The sequence below is a fragment of the Sphingomonas sp. LHG3443-2 genome (assembly GCF_049896405.1).
Taxonomy (GTDB): Bacteria; Pseudomonadota; Alphaproteobacteria; order Sphingomonadales; family Sphingomonadaceae; genus Sphingomicrobium.
Genome location: NZ_JAFCUG010000001.1, coordinates 1670552 through 1685398 on the forward strand (window position 1 = coordinate 1670552; position 14847 = coordinate 1685398).

The following is a 14847-nucleotide window of genomic DNA, read 5'->3' on the forward strand; positions in this document are numbered from 1 at the left end:
GGCGCGCCTCTAGGGGAGGGCTGGCCAAGGCGCAAGTTAGGCGGCATTCGCAGAAGGGAGATGCATCCTGACCCGACGCCTTTTCCGCTCGATCATCTGACCTTGCGCGGTGAGCCGGATGCGCCCGCGCTGACGGTCGGGGCCGATAGGCTGAGCTATGCGGCGCTGGAGGAAGCGATTGGGCGTACGGCGGACCGGCTGCTGGCGCTGGGACCGAAGCGGGGTGACCGGGTCGCGAGCTGGATGGGCAAGACGCGGCTCGCCTGCCTCCTGCCGCTGGCGTGCGCACGGGCGGGGTTGGTGCATGTGCCGATCAATCCCGTGCTGCGCCGCACTCAGGCCGAGCACATCCTGGCCGACAGCGGAGCGCGACTGCTGGTGGCCAACCGCGCACGGCTGGACACGCTGGAGCAGCGGCCGGAGCAGGTGCTCGCGCTGGAGGAGTGGCAGTCGGGCGAGACCGTCTTGCCGCCCTCGCATTCCGATCCCGATGATCTTGCCGCTTTGCTCTACACGTCGGGCTCGACCGGGCGGCCCAAGGGCGTGATGCTGAGCCACGCCAACCTGTGGCTCGGTGCGATCAGCGTGGCGCATTATCTTGCGCTGTCGGCGGCCGATCGAACGCTGTGCGTGCTGCCGCTGGCCTTCGATTATGGGCAGAACCAGTTGCTCTCGACCTGGGCAGTCGGGGGCGAGGCGATTGCGTTCGACTATCTCCTGCCGCGCGATGTGGTGCGGGCAGTGGATCGGACCGGTGCAACGGTGCTGGCCGGGGTGCCTCCCTTGTGGGTGCAGTTGGCCGAGCAGGAATGGGGCGAAGCGGGCGCGAGCTTGCGGACGCTGACCAATTCGGGCGGGCATATGCCGGAGCCGCTGGTGCGGCGATTGCGCGCGCTGTTCCCGGAGGCGCGGCTGCACCTGATGTATGGGCTGACCGAAGCCTTCCGCTCGGCCAGTCTCGATCCGGCACTGGTGGACGACGCGCCCGACGCGGTGGGTGCCGCCATTCCCTTTGCCGAGCTGTCGGTGCGCCGCATGGACGGTAGCGAGGCGGCGGCGGGTGAAGAAGGCGAGCTGGTTCATGCCGGGCCGCTGGTCGCGCAGGGCTATTGGGGCGATGTGGAGCGGACCGCCCAACGCTTTCGCGGTGGCGCGGTGTGGTCGGGAGACCGGGCGGTGATCGGGGAGGATGGCTTGCTGCGGATTAGGGGCCGCGATGATGCGATGATCAAGGTGTCGGGGCACCGGGTCAGCCCAAGCGAGATCGAGGAAGCCGCGCTGGCGAGCGGCGCGGTGGAGGATGGCGCGGCGTTCGGGGTCAAGGACGAGCGGCTCGGCCAGCGGATCGTGCTGGTGGCGGTGGCCAAGGGCGATCGTGCGGAGGAGCGGCTGCAGCGCCACTTTGCCGCCGAGCTTCCGGCGCATCTTCGCCCGAGCGAGGTGCGGTGGGTGGATGCGCTTCCGCTGTCGCCCAACGGCAAGATCGACCGGGCGGCGCTTAGCTCCGAGCTGGCGGCATGAAGGCGATGGGGCCGATCCCGGCCGGCTTCGCGGCAGGCGCCGATGGCGCACTCACGCTTGGCGGCTTCGGCACAGAGGAGTTGATCGGATCTCACGGCGCGCCGCTGTTCGCCTACGATCGCGCGATCGTCGCGCGGCAAGTTGAGGCGTTCCGCTCGGCTTTCCCCGGCATTGGCCTGCACTTTGCGGTGAAGGCCAACCCCCACGCGCCGCTGCTCCAGCATATGGCGGGTCTGGTCGATGGCTTCGACCTCGCTTCGGCAGGAGAGCTGGCGCGGGTCGAAGCGGCGGGGCTGCTGCAGCCGGGGCTGCCACTGAGCTTTGCGGGGCCCGGCAAGAGCAATCACGACCTTTCCGAAGCGTTGGCGGCGGGCGTGTGCGTTCATGTCGAAAGCGAGCACGAGCTGGAGCGGCTCTTGCAAGTCGCTGACATAATGAGTCAGCGTCCGGCGATTGGCGTCCGGGTCAATCCGCCGTTCGGCCTTAAAGGCTCGGGCATGAAGATGGGCGGGCTGGCGAGTCAGTTCGGGGTGGATCACGATCGGGTTCCCGCTCTGGTGCGGCGCATCGTCGAGGTGGGTGCTAAGTGGCGGGGGCTGCATGTCTATGCGGGCTCGCAATCTCTGTCGGCTGAGGCGGTGATCGAGATGCAGCGGGCGACGGTGGCGCTGGCGGCTGAGATTGCAACCGAGGTCGGGCTGACGCCGCCGGAGGTCAATCTCGGCGGTGGATTCGGCATTCCTTATTTCAGCGGGGACAAGCCGCTCGACATCGAGGCGGTCGGTGCGGCACTGCGAGACACGCTCGCGGCACGTCCCGCGGTCCTCCAAGACACCAAGTTCGTGATCGAGCTTGGCCGATGGCTGGTGGGGGAGTGCGGGGTCTATCTCACTCGGGTCGTCGACCGCAAGGTGAGCCGCGGCAAGACCTTCCTGGTGGTGGATGGCGGGCTTCACCACATGCTGGCGGCGTCCGGCAACTTCGGCCAGCTGCTGCGGCGCAATTATCCGGTGGCGGTGGCCAATCGATTTGGGCACGAGCCGGAGGAGGAGGTCACGATCGTCGGCTGCCTTTGCACCCCACTCGACCTGCTTGCCGACGAAGTGATGCTCCCGCGCGCAGAGATCGGCGACGTGATCGCCATCTTCTGCGCCGGGGCCTATGCCCTCACCGCGAGCCCCCAGACTTTTCTGAGCCAGGGGGTCGCGCGGGAGGTTCTGGTTTAGCTGTTCAGCGGAATGGCGCTGGCGCTGGTGTCGGCGCTGGTGCCCCGGACCTCGCGGGTCAGGAATTCCGTCACGTCGCGGCAGAAGCGTTCCTTGTCGGTTTCGAAGATGCCGTGCGGGCTGCCGTCATATTCGATCAGCGTTGCGTGCGGGATGAGCTCCGCGGTCTTTCGGCCGGTGCCTTCGATCGGCACGTTGGCATCGCTGGTGCCGTGCAGGATCAGCGTCGGAATGCCTTCGAATGCGGGAAGATCGGGACGGAAGTCGGTCCCGGCCCACGCCGCCGCCGCCGCATAGGTCGGACGCGCGCCAGCCATCATGGCCTGCTGGAAGCCTGAGTCGAGGACCGCCTCGCTGACCGGCCGGGACAGCACGCCCCAGCCGTAGAATTGCTGCAGAAACGTCTTCATGAACCCGGCGCGATCTTCGGTCATCTGCTGGGTAATCTGATCGAGCTTTGCCTGCGGCACGCCGTCGGGCCAATCGTCGCTCTGCGCAACCTTGGGCACGACCGAGCTGGCGAACACCGCCGCGCTGACACGGCCCTTGCCCTGCTTGGAGGTGAAGCGGGCAACTTCCCCGCCGCCCATCGAGAAGCCGACCAGCGCCACCGGCTGGTTGATCCGGGCGTCCTCGAGGATCGCCGCGACATCGTCGGAGAAGGTGTCGTAGTCATAACCGTCCCACGGCTGCTCCGAGCGTCCGAAGCCGCGGCGGTCGGGGATGATGCAGCGCTTGCCGTTTTCGACCAGCTTGATCGCCAGATCGTCGAAGGTGTCGCCCGTCAGCGGCCACCCGTGCAGAAGCACCACGGGATCTCCGCGCCCCCAATCCTTGTAGTAGAGCATCGTGCCATCCTTGGCCTTTGCATACGGCATTCGGTTTCTCCATCTGAGTTGCGGTTCGCTAACGAATGACAGGGCGCGCCGTTGCTCTGGCGCGGGCTGTTCTTTAGGCCAGCCAGTCGATGGCCAAGCTGAAAGCCCATTACGTCTGCCAGGCCTGCGGGTCGGATCACTCCCGCTGGCAGGGGCAATGCCCCGATTGCGCGGAATGGAACACGCTGGTCCAGGAGAGCGCGGCGCCGACCGTGTTCAGCCAGAAACATGATCTGTCCACCGGCGGGCGGGCGATCGAGCTGGTCGGTCTGGATGCCGAAGTCGCGCTGCCGGTGCGCGTGTCGACCGGCATTGCCGAGTTCGACCGGGCGGTGGGCGGCGGGATCGTGCCGGGATCGGCGATGCTGCTGGCGGGCGATCCGGGGATCGGCAAATCGACCTTGCTGCTCCAGGTCGCGGCCGCGGTAGCGAGCGCCGGCAAGGGCGCGGTCTATGTCTCGGGCGAAGAGGCGGTCGACCAGGTGCGGCTGCGCGCGCTGCGGCTGGGGCTGGGCGCGGCGCCGGTCAAGCTGGCGAGCGTCACCAGCGTGCGGGACATCCTGACGACGCTGCAGGGCGAGAACCCGGCGCTGCTGGTGATCGACAGCGTGCAGACGATGCATTCGGACCTGATCGAGGGTGCGCCGGGGACGGTCAGCCAGGTCCGCGCCAGCGCGCAGGAGCTGATCCGCTTCGCCAAGGAACGCGGCACGGCGCTGATCCTGGTCGGCCATGTCACCAAGGACGGCAGCATCGCTGGTCCTCGCGTGCTGGAGCATATGGTCGATGCGGTGCTTGGCTTCGAAGGCGAGCGCAGCCACCAGTATCGCATCCTGCGCGCGGTGAAGAACCGCTTCGGCGGGACGGACGAGATCGGCGTGTTCGCGATGGAAGGGGCAGGGCTGGCCGAGGTGCCGAATCCGAGCGCACTGTTCCTTACCCGACGTGACGACCCGGTCAGCGGGACGGCGATCTTCCCCGCGCTGGAAGGCACGCGGCCGGTGCTGGTCGAGATCCAGGCGCTGACCGTGAGGCTGGCGAGCGGGGCTACTCCAAGGCGCTCGGCGGTGGGGTGGGACAGCTCGCGGCTGGCGATGCTGCTGGCGGTGCTGGAGGCCCGCTGCGGGGTGAGCTTCGCGACGGCCGAGGTCTATCTCAACATCGCGGGCGGCTACAAATTGCAGGACCCGGCGGCGGACCTCGCGGTGGCAGCGGCGCTGGTGTCGGCGCTCAGCGAACGGCCGGTGCCGGCGGAAGCGGTGGTGATGGGAGAAGTCGCGCTGTCGGGCGAAGTCAGGCAGGCGGCGCATACCCAGCTGCGGCTGAAGGAAGCGGCCAAGCTCGGGTTCGAGGAAGCGTGGGTGCCGGGCGGGGTTGAGGCCAAGGGCATCAAGGTCGCCCGCTTCGGCCAGCTGCGCGGCCTGGTCGAGAAGGTCACCGGACGGTGACGCGCCTCTAGCGCCGCTCGCCGCTCTCCCTTAACGCTGCACTGCACCATGACCGCGCTCGATATCTTTGTCCTCTTGGCGCTCGGCGGCGGCGCGCTGGTCGGGTTCGTGCGCGGGTTCGTGCAGGAAGCGCTGGTGCTGGCAGCCTGGGCCGCCGGCATCGTCGCGCTGATCCTGTTCCATGCGCCGGTTGCCGAAGCGGTGAGCGGAACGACCAAGGGGCCGGCCGGCGCCGCCGCGCTGGCGTTCGTGATCCTGTTTCTCCCCGCTTATATCGGGATGCGCTTCCTCGCCCATCGGCTCGGCCGGCAGGCGCGTGCATCGGCGATGATGCCGCTCGACCGGCTGCTCGGCGGCGGGTTCGGGATGCTCAAGGGGCTGGTCGGCGCGACCCTGTTCTTTCTCCTCGCCAACCTCGGCACCGATCTCGTCTACGGCCCGAAGGCCGAGCGCCCCGAGTGGATGCGCGACAGCCGCACCTATCCCCTGCTCGACGCCAGCGGCCGGGCGTTGCTCGCCACCTGGAACGAGACCCGTCTCAAGCGAATGAACCAAGAATGATCCGCCTTTACGACACCGCCGCCCGCGAGAAGCGTTCGTTCGAGCCTGCCGATCCCAGCCGTATCACCATGTATGTGTGCGGGCCAACGGTCTACGGCCGTGCGCATATCGGCAATGCCCGGCCTTACGTGGTGTTCGACACGCTGAGCCGCGTGCTGCGTCATCAATATGGTGAGGACGGCGTGGTTTATGCCCGCAACATCACCGACGTCGATGACAAGATCATCGCTTCGGCCGCCAGCGAGGGTGTGGCGCCGGAAGTTGTGACCGATCGCTACGAGCAGCTGTTCCTCGAGGACATGCGGGCGCTCGGCGTGCGCGATCCTGAGGTGCAGCCGCATGCTACGCGCGAGATTGCGGGCATGATCGCGATGATCGAGCGGCTCATCGAAGGCGGCCATGCTTATGCCGCCGAAGGTCACGTGCTGTTCGATGTCGCGTCCGATCCCGATTACGGCAGCCTCAGCCGGCGCGATCGCGAGGCGATGCTGGCCGGCGCGCGGGTCGAGGTTGCGCCCTACAAGCGAGCGCCAGGCGATTTCGTGCTGTGGAAGCCGAGCCAGGCTGACGTGATCGGCTGGGACTCCCCGTGGGGCCGGGGGCGGCCGGGCTGGCATATCGAATGCTCGGCCATGATCCGCGCACATCTGGGCGAGACGATCGACATTCACGCGGGCGGGATCGACCTCGTCTTTCCGCATCACGAGAATGAGGCCGCGCAATCGCGCTGCGCGCACGGCAAGCCGCTTGCGCGCTACTGGCTGCACAACGGCTTCGTCGACATGGGCGCGGAGAAGATGAGCAAGAGCCTCGGCAACGTGATCACGCCGGGCGAGCTGCTGGACGCGGGTCACAAGGGCGAGGTGCTGCGGTTTGCGCTGCTGAGTGCGTATTATCGCTCGCCGCTGCCGTGGACGGAGGCGCTGGTGGCGCAGGCGAAGGCGACACTGGACGGGCTTTATCGCCGTGTCGGCGACGCCAAGGCGGGTGAGGTGGATGCGGGCGTGCTGGAGGCCCTTGGCGACGATCTCAACACGCCGCTGGCGATCTCGCGGCTTGGCCAGATCGAAAATGCGGCAAGCCTGAAGGCTAGTGCCAACCTGCTCGGGCTTCTGGGTGAAAGCGGCACGCGCTGGTTCCAGGGCGATGCCGCGAGCGACGATGCGGCGCGGATCGAGGCGCAGGTCGAGGCACGCAACGCCGCCAAGAAGGCGCGTGATTTCGCGACCGCCGATCGCATTCGCGATGAACTGAAGGCCGAGGGCATTCTGCTCGAGGACGGGCCGCAGGGCACGAGCTGGCGCAGAGCATGAACCGCGAGCCGCCTTACACGCTGGACATCCTGCGGCTGGCGGCGTCCTTGCCGGTGGAGACTTCGCTTCCACAAGTGACCCATGCGGCCGACGCGCGGTCGGCGACCTGCGGCTCCACCATCCGGACCGAGCTTAGCAGCGAGAGCGGGCGCATCGCTGCTATCGCGCAAAAGGTCACCGCCTGCGCCTACGGGCAGGCCAGCGCCGCGCTGGTGCAAGGCTGGGCGCCCGGCCGGCTCAAGGCCGAGGTGATCGTGTTGCGCGCGGCGGTGAAGGCCTGGCTGGACGGCCGCGGCGAGGTGCCGGAGGGCTTTGCGGTGCTCGGCCCCGTGCAGGCAAGGGCAGGGCGCCATGGTGCGGTGCTATTGCCGTTCGATGCCTTGCTGAAGGCCTTGGATGAACCGGCGACGGAGGGCCAAGCTTGACCGATTATCTGACCTGGCTGACCGTTCTTCTCGGCGCGGCCTTGTTGTTCGTGGGGCTGTTCCGCCGCCTCGGGCTCGGCGCGACCCTCGGCTATATCGTCGGCGGGATCGTGGTGGGGCCTTCAGTGCTCAACCTGTCGGGCGATGCCGAAGCGATCAACCGGGTCAGCGAGATCGGCATCGCGCTGCTGCTGTTCATCGTCGGGTTGGAACTCCAGCCCTCGCGGCTGTGGCGGATGAAGCGCGACATTTTCGGGCTGGGTCTGGCGCAGCTGCTGGCTTCTGGCGCGCTGCTGGCGGTGCTGGTGAAGCTGGTGTTGGGGCTCGGCTGGGGGCCGGCGATCGCGATCGGGCTCGCGCTCGGCCTGTCATCGACCGCGCAGGTGCTGCCGATGCTGCGTTCGACGGGCGAGCTCAATAGCCCGCATGGCGAGCGAGCCTTCTCCATCCTGCTGCTGCAGGACCTGGCGCTGATCCCGCTGATCACGCTGATCGCCGCCTTGAGCGTGGCAGGCGACCCGAGCACGCCGTCGGGCCTCGCAATGACCGGCATGACTATCGGTGCTGTGGTCGGCCTGGTGCTGGCGGGCCGCTTCATCGTCGCGCCGCTGTTCGCGCTGATCGGCCGCCTCGGCGAGCGCGAATTGTTCATTGTCGCCGGACTGACGGTGGTGGTCGGCGCTGCGGCGCTCATGCACGCGCTGCACCTGTCGGTCGCGCTGGGTGCCTTTGTCGCGGGCGTGATGCTGGCGGAAAGCCCTTACCGGCACGAGCTGGAAAGCGACATCGAGCCGTTCCGGTCGATCCTGCTCGGCCTGTTCTTCATGTCGGTCGGCATGCTGCTCGACCTTCGCGCCATCGCCGGCGAGCCGTTCCTCGTCATCGGGTTGGCCCTTGCGGTCATCATCCTCAAGGCGGCGGCGCTGTACCCCATCGCACGGCTGTTCGGCAGCAGGCCGGGCCGGTCCGCGACCTTGTCACTGCTGTTGAGCCAGGCGGGCGAGTTCGGCTTTGTGCTTTTCGCCAGTGCCGCCGTCGGGGGCCTGATCACCCGCGATCAGGCGAGCTTGCTGGGCGCGGTGGTCACCGCATCGATGGTCGCAACGCCTTTCCTGATGCGCTTCATCGGCTGGCTCCAGGCCAATCAGCCGGAGAAGCACGTTGACTTGCCCGGGCCCGAATTCAGCCCCGAAACCAATGCCATCGTGGTCGGCTATGGCCGGTTCGGGCAGACGGTGGCGCAAATGCTGATGGCCAAGCGCGTCCCCGTCACCCTGATCGACATCAATCCCGAGCAAATCGAGCGGGCGGGACAGTTCGACACCAAGGTCTATTATGGCGACGGCACGCGGATCGACCTGCTCAGGACGGCAGGCGCCGAGGAAGCCGAGGGCATCTTCTTCTGCATCGACGATGCCGAGCTCGGGCCCGAACAGCTTCGGCCGATTGTGGAGGCTTTTCCCAAGGCACGGATCATGGTCCGCACCTTCGACCGGCGGCAGATGCTGGCGCTGAAGGGGCTCGGCATTGCGTGGATCCAGCGCGAAGTCTTCGACAGTGCGGTGGTGATGGGCTGTCAGGCGCTTTCGGCGCTTGGCATCGCCGCGCGCGAGGTCGACCGGGTTGAGCAGGAATATCGCAGCCGTGACCGCGAACGGCTGAAGGCGCAGCATGCGAGTGGCGATCTGCGCAGCGGGCTGGAACGAAGCTTCGCCCACGCTCCGCTGGAAGACTAGGCCGCCGTTTCGAGGAAGTCGCCGAGCACGCTCTCGTCGACGCCCTCGCTGAGGAAGGCGTCGCCGATCCCGCGGGTCAGCACCAATCGCACCGCGCCGCCGGCGTTCTTCTTGTCGCTGCGCATCAGCGGCAGGAGGTCGGCACGGTTCACCCCGGTCTCCGCGATCGTGACCGGAAGGCCGGCGGCCTGAAGATGGGCGCGGACCCGCGCGGCGTCGTCATGAGCGCACAGGCCGAGCGTTGCCGAGAGATCAAAGGCAAGGACCATGCCGGTCGCCACCGCCTCGCCGTGGAGCAGGGTGCCAAGCCCCGCGGCGCTCTCGATGGCATGGGCAAAGGTATGGCCGAAATTGAGCAGCGCCCGAATGCCGTTGCGGTCGGTGACGTCGGCCTCCACCGAGCGCCCCTTGGCCGCAATGCTCTGCCACACCGCTTCCTCGCGATATTCGCGTTGCCCGTCGAGCAGGGCGGCGCCATGCCCTTCGAGCCATTCGAACAGGGCTTCGTGGCGGATCAGGCCATATTTGACGATCTCGGCATAGCCAGCGCGAAGCTGGCGTTCGTCGAGCGTGTCGAGCAGCGAGATATCGGCGATGACCAGCCGGGGCTGGTGGAACATGCCGACAAGGTTCTTCTGCCCAAAGGCGTCGATCGCGGTCTTGCCACCGACTGCGCTGTCGGCCTGAGCGAGCAGCGTGGTCGGTAGTTGGACGATGGGGATGCCGCGCTTGAACAGGCCTGCGGCAAGGCCGGCAAGGTCGCCGACCGAACCCCCGCCGAACGCCGCGACGGCGGCCGAACGGTCGAGATTGCGATCCGTGAACGCCTCGATCAGCGCCTGGAGGTGCGGCCAGTCCTTGGCCGCTTCCCCTTCCGGCACCAGGATCGGATCGCACGGCAGCAGCTCTTGCAGCCGTGCGCCGTGGAGGCCCCAGACCTTGGGCTCGCTAACCACCACCAGCGGATTGCCTCCGGCCAGGGGCAGCAAGCGGCTGCGGCAGTCTTCCAGCCGGCCAACCAAGACGTCATAGCGTTCGTCACCGGCGTCGACGGTCAGGCTCTTCACGGTTTCTCCTTGAGGTGGCGGTCGATGGCGGCAACGATGCGCTCGACCACTTCATGGTGGGCGCCGGCCTCGCTGGTCACCCGGATGTGGGCCTCGGCATAAGCGGGGCGGCGCTCGGCGTTCAGGCGAGCGAGGGTCTCGGCGCGATCGGCATCGGTCAGCATCGGCCGGGTCTCCGGACGGCGCGCGGTGCGCTCGGCCAGAAGGTTGATCGGAGCGTCGAGCCACACGGTGATGCAGCGCTCGTTGAGAAGTGCGCGCGTGCCGGCGTTGACGAAGGCGCCGCCGCCGGTGGCGATCACCCGCACCGGGCCGTTGGCGAGGCGGGCCACCACGCGTCGCTCCCCGTCGCGAAAGTCGCGTTCGCCGAAGCGCTTGAACACTTCGCCGGCGCTAAGGCCCGCGGCATCCTCGATCTCGCTGTCGCTATCGACGAACGGAAGGCCAAGGCGGCGGGCAAGGCGGCGGCCGACCGTGGACTTGCCGGCACCCATCAACCCGACCAGCACCACGGGCCGGTCGAGCTTGCCATTGAAGGGGAGGGGACGGCGCGACATGTTCGCCGGGGCTATACAGCGTGGGCCCAAGTCGGCAAAAGCCCGCTTCATGGCAATCCGACGCAAGCCTCCGCATCCCGCGCGCGGGCTCATCATCTGGCTGATCATCCTTGCGGTTCTGGTGGGCTTTGCCATCTGGCTCGCCGGCAGCGTTGAAGAAGTCCCGACCCGCCCGATCGAGGTGGATGTTGCCCGCCCGGCGTAACCGCCTGGCTGTCGGCGCGGCGCTGGGGCTGGTGGCGCTACCGGCGCTTGCGCTGGCGCAGCAGAGCCTGCTTCCGCCGACCTTCAATGACACGGCTCCGGCGCCAGAGCCGTCGAACACGCAATCCAACGAGCAGGCGCCCGACAGCAGCGCGACCGAAGCAAGCCGGCCGCAGCGCAGCGCCGCCGCCGCCGAGGGCTCGGCGGTGGTCGAGAGCGAGAGCTTGACCCCGGAAGAGCTGGCGGAGGTTCCCGCGCCGCTGCCGCCGGTCGAGATCCCCGACGCGTCAAGGCGGGACCCGCGGCTGGTCGGGGCGATCGATCCGGCCAACTGGGGCCTTGGCAGCGCGCCCTGGGGCAATGCCAACGGCAGCTTCCTGTCCGGGCTGATGCGACGGCTCGATACCCCGCTGCCAAGCCGCTGGCTGCATATCGCGCTGCGCAATGCGCTGCTTGCCCGGAGCGAAGCGCCGCCTGAGGTGAACCCGGTCGATTGGGTCGCCGAGCGCGCCTGGCTGCTGCTGCGCATGGGCGAGGCCGACGCCGCCGCGATGCTGGTCGCGGGCGTCGATGTGTCGGACTTCACCCCCAAGATGACCCAGGTCGCGGTGCAGAGCGCGCTGGCCTCAGCCGACCCCGGTGCGCTGTGTCCGCTGCGCGAGAACATGGCCAAGGTCGAGAAACGGGTCCTGCCATTGACCGACGCCATGTGCTCGGCGCTGACCGGCGAAGCGACCACGGCCGCATCGCGGATCGAACAGGCGCGTCGCCGCGGCCCGATCACCGGCATCGATCACGTGCTGGCCGACAAGGTTGTCGGGGCAGGGGCCGACACCGGCCGCGCGGCAACGGTCGAATGGGACAATGTCGAGGCGCTCACCGCCTGGCGCTTCGGCCTTTCGGCAGCGACGGGCATGATGCCGCCCGCCAATCTTCTCAACCGCGCGCCGGCGCGGGTCCGGGCGTGGCAGGCACGCGCACCGATGCTGAGCGCCGAACAGCGGCTGCCCTCCGCGCGGATCGCCACAGGGCTGGGGGTCTTCTCCTCCTCGGCGCTCGGCGACCTTTATTCGACGGTCTACGACGCCACCGACCCTTCGGATCTTGCCGGCACCGACGCCTGGCAGCTCCGCCTCGCCTTTGCCGCGCGCGATCCGGCCGAGCGGTTGGCTGCGATGCGCCGCTTGTGGGGATCGGGCGACGATCAGCTGCAGCGGCTTGCGGGGGAAGCGTTGCTGTCGCTCGCTGCCAGCCGAGTCCGGCCATCAGCAGCGGTCGACGGTGATGCGGCCAAGCTGATCGCCTCGCTGCTTGCCGGTGGGAACGAGGCAGCCGCGGCCCGCTGGGCACCCGTGCTGGGCGAGATCAGCAACGAGGCCGCCGCCGACCAGGCCTGGGCCCTGCTGGCGCTCGGCACAACGGCCCAGGTCGACGTTTCCGCAAGCCGGGTCGAGGATTTCATCGACGCCGACACGAGCAAGGACAAGAGCCGCTCCAAGCTGCTGGTGGCAGGATTGGCCGGCCTTGGTCGGATCGATTCGGACACGGCGACCACGCTCAACCGCAGCTACGGGCTGGGGCTTGGGCGGTCGAGCAGCTGGACCCGCTTCATGGTCGAGGCTGGCACACGCCGCCAGCCGGGAAGCGCGCTGCTTCTTGCCGCGGTCGGGATGCAAGCCGCAAGTCCCGAGCGCATTCCGTCTGCGCACGTGTTCCAGGCGCTGAAAGCGATGCGTTCAGCCGGCCTCGAGAGCCAGGCCCGCCTGATCGCCGCGGAGATGCTGGCGCGGACCGCCCGCGGGCAGTGAGGGCCGACGACCGAGCGCTGGTCGACCGTTTCGCCGATGCGCTGGCAGCCGAACGCGGGGCGGCGCGCAATACTTTGCTGGCCTATCGCAGCGACCTCGCCGCCGCGGCCAAGGTGATGGGCGATCTTGGCGGCGCAGGCACAGACGAGATTGGGCGTCTGGCGGAGGCGTGGGCCGACCTAAGCGCAGCCACGCTCGCCCGCCGTTCCGCTGCGCTTCGCCGCTTTTACGGCTTTCTCGTCGACGAAGGCCTCCGCGCGGACGACCCTTCCGCCGCCCTGCCCCGCCCGCGCACCGTACGACCGCTCCCGCGCATCCTCGAACGGCACGAGGTGGATGCCATGTTCGCCGAAGCCGAGGCCCGCGCTGCCAGCGACGAACCGCTTCGCTTGCGCAATCTGGCGCTGCTGGAGCTGCTCTACGGCTCGGGGCTGCGCGCGACCGAACTGGTCAGCCTGCCGGCTGCGGCGCTTGCCCGGCCCGAGCCGTTCCTGATCCTCGCCGGCAAGGGCGGCAAGGAGCGGCTGGTCCCCATCTCCGACCGCGCCCGCGCCGCGGTGGCTCGTTGGCGCGCGGTGATGCCGAAGGGAAGCGCGTGGCTGTTTCCAGGCGGAACCAAGCACATCAGCCGCGTGCGCTTGTTCCAGCTGGTCCGCGCCATGGCGGCCGACGCGGGGATTGCGCCCGACCGGGTCAGCCCGCACGTGCTGCGCCACGCTTTTGCGACCCACCTGCTGGCGGGCGGCGCGGACCTGCGTGTGCTGCAAGCCTTGCTCGGCCACGCCGACATCGCGACGACGCAGATCTACACCCATGTCGATGCCAGCCGGCTGGTCGAGCTGGTCAACCGGGTGCATCCGCTGGCGAGGGGAGCGCTTGCCAAGCCCCATCGTCCGGCCTAGCCCCGCGCCCGCTATGCTGACCTTTCTAGACTTCGAAAAGCCGATCGCCGAGCTCGATTCCCGGGTGGCCGAACTCAAGGACACCGCGCGCGGCGGCGATCTCGATATCGACCACGAAATCGAGCGGCTCGAAGCCAAGAGCGAGCGGATGCTCAAGGAGACTTATGCGCGGCTGACGCCGTGGCAGAAGACGCAGGTCGCGCGCCATCCCGAGCGGCCGCACTTTCGCGATTATGTCGCAGGCCTCACCGACGAATTCGTGCCGCTGGCCGGCGACCGCGCCTTTGCCGACGACCAGGCGATCCTCGGCGGGCTGGCGCGGATCGACGGGCGCAAGGTGATGCTGATCGGGCATGAAAAAGGCTCGGACACCACCAGCCGCCTCAAGCACAATTTCGGCATGGCCAAGCCTGAAGGCTACCGCAAGGCGATCCGCCTGATGGACCTTGCCGATCGCTTCGGGCTTCCGGTGGTCAGCCTTGTCGACACGCCCGGCGCCTTTCCCGGCGTTCAGGCGGAGGAACGCGGGCAGGCCGAGGCGATTGCTCGCTCGACCGAGCGCGGTCTGTCGCTCGGTGTGCCTTCGATTGCTGCGGTCGTAGGCGAGGGCGGCTCGGGCGGCGCGATCGCGATTGCCGCTGCCAGCCGTGTCCTGATGCTGGAACATAGCGTATATTCGGTGATCAGCCCCGAAGGCTGCGCTTCGATCCTGTGGCGCACCGCCGACAAGGCGGCCGAAGCCGCCGAAGCGATGCGCATCACCGCGGCCGATCTCCTCTCGCTCAAGGTCATCGACCGCATCGTCCCCGAGCCCTTGGGCGGCGCACACCGCGCGCCGGGCCAGGCGATCGCGAACCTCAAGGCTGCCGTGGTGGAAGAACTCGACGGCCTTATGGAGAAGAGCCCCGATCAGCTCCGCCAGGCCCGCCGCGAGAAATTCCTCGCCATCGCATGACCTAACGCCTTGCGCGGTGCCCAAGGCCCCGCTAGAGGCCCGTCCCAGAGTGGGCGTGTAGCTCAGTGGTAGAGCACTGTGTTGACATCGCAGGGGTCGCAAGTTCAATCCTTGCCACGCCCACCATTACAAAGCCTCGGAAAACCAAGCGGTTTTCTGGGGCTTTTGTTTGCAAATTGTACTAGTCCGCTTGCTGACCAAGCGCTTTCAACAAGGCTGATCGTTGCCAGCTCGAACGCCGGCATC

At 68.1% G+C, this 14847-nt stretch carries 14 protein-coding genes and 1 tRNA gene; 12 read left to right on the forward strand and 3 right to left on the reverse strand.

What is annotated here, in order from left to right:
• Positions 1-60: 60 nt before the first annotated feature.
• Positions 61-1521, forward strand: coding sequence for an AMP-binding protein (locus tag ACP69Z_RS08395; protein WP_426267051.1), 1461 nt, complete (start codon positions 61-63; stop codon positions 1519-1521).
• Positions 1518-2747, forward strand: a complete 1230-nt coding sequence (locus tag ACP69Z_RS08400; protein WP_426267052.1) for a pyridoxal-dependent decarboxylase, exosortase A system-associated — start codon at positions 1518-1520, stop codon at positions 2745-2747. The genes ACP69Z_RS08395 and ACP69Z_RS08400 overlap by 4 nt, the downstream gene beginning before the upstream one ends.
• Here the strand turns inward: ACP69Z_RS08400 and ACP69Z_RS08405 are convergent.
• Entirely contained in the window at positions 2744-3625 is an 882-nt protein-coding gene (locus ACP69Z_RS08405; RefSeq protein ID WP_426267053.1) for an alpha/beta fold hydrolase, read from the reverse strand. The genes ACP69Z_RS08400 and ACP69Z_RS08405 overlap by 4 nt on opposite strands.
• Before the next feature lie 89 nt (positions 3626-3714).
• Between ACP69Z_RS08405 and radA the strand changes: the two genes are divergently transcribed.
• From radA to ACP69Z_RS08430, 5 genes are read left to right on the forward strand one after another with little or no spacing between them, the layout of a single operon-like run.
• Entirely contained in the window at positions 3715-5073 is a 1359-nt protein-coding gene (radA, locus tag ACP69Z_RS08410; protein WP_426267054.1) for a DNA repair protein RadA, read from the forward strand.
• Positions 5074-5121: 48 nt separating this feature from the next.
• Positions 5122-5634 (forward strand): CvpA family protein, encoded by a 513-nt coding sequence (locus ACP69Z_RS08415; protein WP_426267055.1) that lies wholly within the window; start codon positions 5122-5124, stop codon positions 5632-5634.
• A complete protein-coding gene (gene cysS, locus ACP69Z_RS08420) occupies positions 5631-6947 on the forward strand; it encodes a cysteine--tRNA ligase (RefSeq protein WP_426267056.1) in 1317 nt (438 codons plus the stop codon). The genes ACP69Z_RS08415 and cysS overlap by 4 nt, the downstream gene beginning before the upstream one ends.
• Positions 6944-7372, forward strand: coding sequence for an iron-sulfur cluster assembly scaffold protein (locus ACP69Z_RS08425; protein ID WP_426267057.1), 429 nt, complete (start codon positions 6944-6946; stop codon positions 7370-7372). The genes cysS and ACP69Z_RS08425 overlap by 4 nt, the downstream gene beginning before the upstream one ends.
• Entirely contained in the window at positions 7369-9108 is a 1740-nt protein-coding gene (locus tag ACP69Z_RS08430; RefSeq protein ID WP_426267058.1) for a cation:proton antiporter, read from the forward strand. Before ACP69Z_RS08425 ends, ACP69Z_RS08430 begins: the two co-directional genes overlap by 4 nt.
• Here the strand turns inward: ACP69Z_RS08430 and aroB are convergent.
• Positions 9105-10175: a 3-dehydroquinate synthase gene (aroB, locus tag ACP69Z_RS08435; protein ID WP_426267059.1), complete on the reverse strand. Its 1071-nt coding sequence runs from the start codon at positions 10173-10175 to the stop codon at positions 9105-9107. The two genes, ACP69Z_RS08430 and aroB, sit on opposite strands and share 4 nt — an antisense overlap.
• Positions 10172-10732, reverse strand: coding sequence for a shikimate kinase (locus tag ACP69Z_RS08440; protein ID WP_426267060.1), 561 nt, complete (start codon positions 10730-10732; stop codon positions 10172-10174). The genes aroB and ACP69Z_RS08440 overlap by 4 nt, the downstream gene beginning before the upstream one ends.
• A 49-nt stretch (positions 10733-10781) precedes the next feature.
• Here ACP69Z_RS08440 and ACP69Z_RS08445 point away from each other — a divergent pair, with 49 nt between their 5' ends.
• From ACP69Z_RS08445 to ACP69Z_RS08465, 5 genes are all read left to right on the forward strand, one after another.
• Positions 10782-10937 carry a hypothetical protein gene (locus ACP69Z_RS08445; protein WP_426267061.1) on the forward strand — a complete coding sequence of 52 codons (156 nt, stop codon included), beginning with the start codon at positions 10782-10784 and terminating at the stop codon, positions 10935-10937.
• Positions 10918-12744 (forward strand): hypothetical protein, encoded by a 1827-nt coding sequence (locus ACP69Z_RS08450; protein WP_426267062.1) that lies wholly within the window; start codon positions 10918-10920, stop codon positions 12742-12744. The genes ACP69Z_RS08445 and ACP69Z_RS08450 overlap by 20 nt, the downstream gene beginning before the upstream one ends.
• Positions 12741-13646, forward strand: coding sequence for a tyrosine recombinase (locus tag ACP69Z_RS08455; RefSeq protein WP_426267063.1), 906 nt, complete (start codon positions 12741-12743; stop codon positions 13644-13646). Before ACP69Z_RS08450 ends, ACP69Z_RS08455 begins: the two co-directional genes overlap by 4 nt.
• Before the next feature lie 13 nt (positions 13647-13659).
• Positions 13660-14601: an acetyl-CoA carboxylase carboxyltransferase subunit alpha gene (locus tag ACP69Z_RS08460; RefSeq protein WP_426267064.1), complete on the forward strand. Its 942-nt coding sequence runs from the start codon at positions 13660-13662 to the stop codon at positions 14599-14601.
• Between the two features lie 51 nt (positions 14602-14652).
• A tRNA-Val gene (locus tag ACP69Z_RS08465) sits at positions 14653-14727 on the forward strand.
• Positions 14728-14847: the final 120 nt, after the last annotated feature.

Coding starts and splice junctions, on each gene's coding strand:
- ACP69Z_RS08450 (WP_426267062.1), top strand. CDS start 10,918: ATGTTGCCCGCCCGGCGTAACCGCCTGGCTGTCGGCGCGGCGCTGGGG.
- ACP69Z_RS08425 (WP_426267057.1), top strand. CDS start 6,944: ATGAACCGCGAGCCGCCTTACACGCTGGACATCCTGCGGCTGGCGGCG.
- ACP69Z_RS08445 (WP_426267061.1), top strand. CDS start 10,782: ATGGCAATCCGACGCAAGCCTCCGCATCCCGCGCGCGGGCTCATCATC.
- radA (WP_426267054.1), top strand. CDS start 3,715: ATGGCCAAGCTGAAAGCCCATTACGTCTGCCAGGCCTGCGGGTCGGAT.
- ACP69Z_RS08440 (WP_426267060.1), bottom strand. CDS start 10,732: ATGTCGCGCCGTCCCCTCCCCTTCAATGGCAAGCTCGACCGGCCCGTG.
- ACP69Z_RS08405 (WP_426267053.1), bottom strand. CDS start 3,625: ATGCCGTATGCAAAGGCCAAGGATGGCACGATGCTCTACTACAAGGAT.
- cysS (WP_426267056.1), top strand. CDS start 5,631: ATGATCCGCCTTTACGACACCGCCGCCCGCGAGAAGCGTTCGTTCGAG.
- ACP69Z_RS08395 (WP_426267051.1), top strand. CDS start 61: ATGCATCCTGACCCGACGCCTTTTCCGCTCGATCATCTGACCTTGCGC.
- ACP69Z_RS08460 (WP_426267064.1), top strand. CDS start 13,660: ATGCTGACCTTTCTAGACTTCGAAAAGCCGATCGCCGAGCTCGATTCC.
- ACP69Z_RS08415 (WP_426267055.1), top strand. CDS start 5,122: ATGACCGCGCTCGATATCTTTGTCCTCTTGGCGCTCGGCGGCGGCGCG.
- ACP69Z_RS08400 (WP_426267052.1), top strand. CDS start 1,518: ATGAAGGCGATGGGGCCGATCCCGGCCGGCTTCGCGGCAGGCGCCGAT.